Origin of the sequence: Pseudoalteromonas obscura (assembly GCF_030135505.1) — a bacterium.
GTDB lineage: Bacteria > Pseudomonadota > Gammaproteobacteria > Enterobacterales > Alteromonadaceae > Pseudoalteromonas > Pseudoalteromonas obscura.
In genome coordinates this window covers 1-3,701 of the sequence record NZ_JASJUT010000025.1, presented here as the reverse complement: position 1 = coordinate 3,701, position 3,701 = coordinate 1, and the positions used below count along the sequence as shown (strand labels likewise).

Below are 3,701 nucleotides of genomic sequence, written 5' to 3'. Positions count from 1 at the left end.
TGTGGGGTTTCCCATGTGAAAGTAGGACATCGCCAGGGCCCAATTAAAGAAACCCGTTGCAGAAATGCAGCGGGTTTTTTGCGTTTATAACACAACATTTTGGAACCACCTGACTGGAGGGCCAGCCCCGTGGAAGGCCATCCCGCCTATGCGGAACTCAGTAGTGAAACGAAATAGCCGAAGGGTCGGCCCCGACCGATGATAGTGTGTGGGGCGGCCAGCGGTGGCTTTCCCATGTGAAAGTAGGACATTGCCAAGCGCCAAATATAAGAAAGCCCGATTCGAAAGAGTCGGGCTTTTTTCGTTTAAGTCCCTCAGCAGTGGTTAAAACGGCTCATTTCACCTTGCGTAAAAAGAGCGCTCTCACTTCGTTCGCTGTCGCTAACCTTTTACACGATAAGCGCAAGGTGAAGGAAGGAACCTTCACCATCGGCAAGGTGTACTCTTTCCTTTCTACTTCAGTCAAAATTATTCAATACCGCTAATCCTTTGCACCATAGACCCTGAAGCAAGTTCAGGGTGACGAGAAGGGGTAGCGGCCTTAGCAACTGTTAAATTAGTTCATTTCACCTTGCGCAAATTGAACGTACTCGCTTCGCTCACTGTCGTTACATTTTGCACGATATTCACCTTGCGCAAAAGAAGCGTACTCACTTCACCTTGCGCGAAAAGAATGTCAGCGCTTCGCGCTGTGTCATAAACCTTTCGCACGATATTCACCTTGCGCAAAAGAGCTGTACTCACTGCGTTCGCTGTCGCTAACCTTTTGCATTCTAGACCCTGAAACGAGTTCAGGGTGACGGCTAGGTTGAGTGCCGTGTCACATTGGGTAAAGCGGCTCGTTTGACCTTGCGCGAAAAGAATGTCAGCGCTTCGCGCTGTGTAATTATCCTTTCGCACGATATTCACCTTGCGCAAAAGAACCGTATTCACTTCGTTCATTGTCGCTAACCTTTTACACCTTACTTGCGCAAATTGAACGTACTCGCTTCGCTCACTGTCGTTACATTTTGCACGATGTCATCCTGAGCTCGTTTCAGGATCCATGTTTTTAATGTTATAGGTGGCTGTCTTAGCAGTTGTCAAAACAGCTCACTCCCCCTTGCGTAAAAATGATGTCAGTACTTTGTCATTAGGCTTTTGCACCTTGCTGCGCACTAGAGATGTATTTACAGTGTTTAATGCAATATTTTGATGTGTGAGGAGTTCACCAGTTTGTATTAGGGGAAATAGGAGAAAAAATTTGTAAAAACTAGAATAAGCCGTCCAATTGGGAAGTGAAGGAAAGTGAAATAAAATCACTCTGATTTTATTTGAAAACTATCTAACCTTGGACTGTTAACGGATTAGCACATTATTGCTATTACCTTTTAAATGTAGAGACATCGTTGGGTGTTTGCTTTATATTTCAATAACCAGTTGAAAATAATACTTAAAATTGGTTTTTCATATGCGCTTGTATAAGGATTGACTATTGCAATCACTCAACTTGAATTAAGTTTGTTTAAGAATTGATATTAATGAATAAAACTTGCTGTTGTAAATTTTAGCTTACAAAAAGAGGTGTTTTTGGTTAAATTTAAGTTAAATAAATTGTTTATTAATTCTACATTTGCGCTACATTTTGATTGGAAATTAACCAAATGACATAATAAAGGAACAAGTATGCGTAAATTAAACACACTAGCATTTGCGGTCTTGGCGGGTCTTTCGGGCAGCTGCTTAGCACAAGCAGAACTAATGTCTGTAGACCAAAACAGTGCAATTGAAGATCAGTATATTGTGGTCTTTAAAACGCCGGCCGTTATGAATGCTGCGAGCAGTGCTGCCATTTCTAACTATGCAGCGAGTCAAGCTCAAGCTTTGAGCACTCAGCATAATGTGCAGGTTACTCAGCATTTTGATGGTGTTTTAAATGGTGTTGTAGTTACAGCTTCAAAACAGAAAGTACAAGAACTACTAAACAATCCGAGTATTGACTACATTGAGCAAGACCAAATTGTAACAGTTACTCCAATGGTTGATGCAAGCGCAGATCAAGGCAATGCAATCTGGGGCTTAGATAGAGTTGACCAAAGAGACTTGCCTTTAAACAGCAACTATCACTATGACTTTGATGGTAGCGGTGTAACGGCATATGTAATCGATACGGGTGTTCGAATCACACACGCAGAGTTTGGCGGCCGTGCAAGCCATGGTTACGACTTTGTTGATAACGATGCAGACTCAAGTGACTGTAATGGTCACGGTACTCACGTTGCTGGGACGATTGGCGGTGGCGCATATGGTGTAGCTAAAAACGTCAACGTAGTAGGTGTGCGTGTTTTAGGATGTAATGGCTCTGGTTCCTACTCTGGGGTAATCTCAGGTATTAACTGGGTTAAGAACAATGCAAGTGGCCCATCTGTCGCAAATATGAGTTTAGGTGGTGGTGTATCTCAGGCGGTTGATGATGCTGTAAATGCAGCTGTGGCGTCAGGTGTGACCTTCGTTGTTGCCGCTGGTAACGATAACAGCAGTGCATGTAACTACTCACCAGCACGTGCTGCTGACGCCGTAACTGTCGGTTCTACAACTAGCTCTGATGCTCGTTCAAGCTTCTCAAACTATGGTAATTGTTTAGATATCTATGCGCCAGGTTCTAGCATTAAGTCAGCTTGGTATAATTCAGACTCAGCAACAAACACAATCAGCGGTACATCAATGGCAGCACCTCATGTAGCTGGTGTTGTTGCTCTATACCTAGATGAGAACCCATCGTTGACACCTAGCCAGATTGACACCTTACTCAGCTCTCGTAGCTCTAAGAATAAGGTCAGTGATGCGAAGACTGGTTCACCAAATGAGTTGCTATTCTCGCTAGCAGATTCAACGCCACCACCACCTCCTCCTCCGTTACCAGAGCTTGATGATGGTGTCGCAGTAAATGCGAGTGGAGCTAAAGGTGAAGAATCAAATTATTTGTTCAAAGTACCTGCGGGCAAAACCACGTTAACAGTGAAACTCTCTGGTGGTACAGGTGATGCGGATCTTTATGTCCAACAAGGTCAACAGCCTACTCAAAGCAGTTACTCTTGTCGTCCTTACAAAAGTGGTAACGAAGAAGTTTGTACCTTTAATAACCCTGTGGCAGGCGACTGGTATATCATGTTACACGGCTATAGCGCATACTCAGGTGCAAGCTTAGTAGCAAGCACTGCTGGAGATGGTGGCGGCTGTGGTAGCAATTGTTTAAGCAATGGTGTACCTGTGACTAACTTATCAGGTGCTTCTGGTAGCGAGGTCACATACACGATTGACGTACCAGCCAATGCGACTGTTAATGTGCAAATATCTGGTGGTTCAGGTGATGCGGACCTATATGTGAGAAAAGGTGCAGCACCAACAACAAGCACATATGATTGCAGACCATACCGAAATGGTAATGCTGAAACTTGTAGCTTAACGAATACTGGAGGAGACGCGACGTACCACATCATGTTACGTGGATACAATGCTTACTCAGGTGTTACTTTGACAGGCAGTTTCTAATAATGAAATAAAAAGGGAGCCATTGGCTCCCTTTTCATTTAATAGTGTTCCGTCCTAAATAAGGTTGACACTTTTCCAACTTAAATTTGGAGAATGTCATGACATCAATATCTAAGAGAACTCAAAAAGATTATTCGCTTGCCTTTAAATTATCCGTTGTTGATAAGGTA

2 protein-coding genes are annotated in these 3,701 nt (G+C 43.4%); one reads left to right on the top strand and one right to left on the bottom strand.

Annotated elements, in window-relative coordinates:
• Positions 1-561: 561 nt before the first annotated feature.
• Entirely contained in the window at positions 562-900 is a 339-nt protein-coding gene (locus QNM18_RS27235; RefSeq protein WP_284138948.1) for a hypothetical protein, read from the bottom strand.
• Positions 901-1,665: 765 nt separating this feature from the next.
• Here QNM18_RS27235 and QNM18_RS27230 point away from each other — a divergent pair.
• A complete protein-coding gene (locus QNM18_RS27230; RefSeq protein WP_284138947.1) occupies positions 1,666-3,531 on the top strand; it encodes a S8 family peptidase in 1,866 nt (621 codons plus the stop codon).
• Positions 3,532-3,701 lie beyond the last annotated feature (170 nt).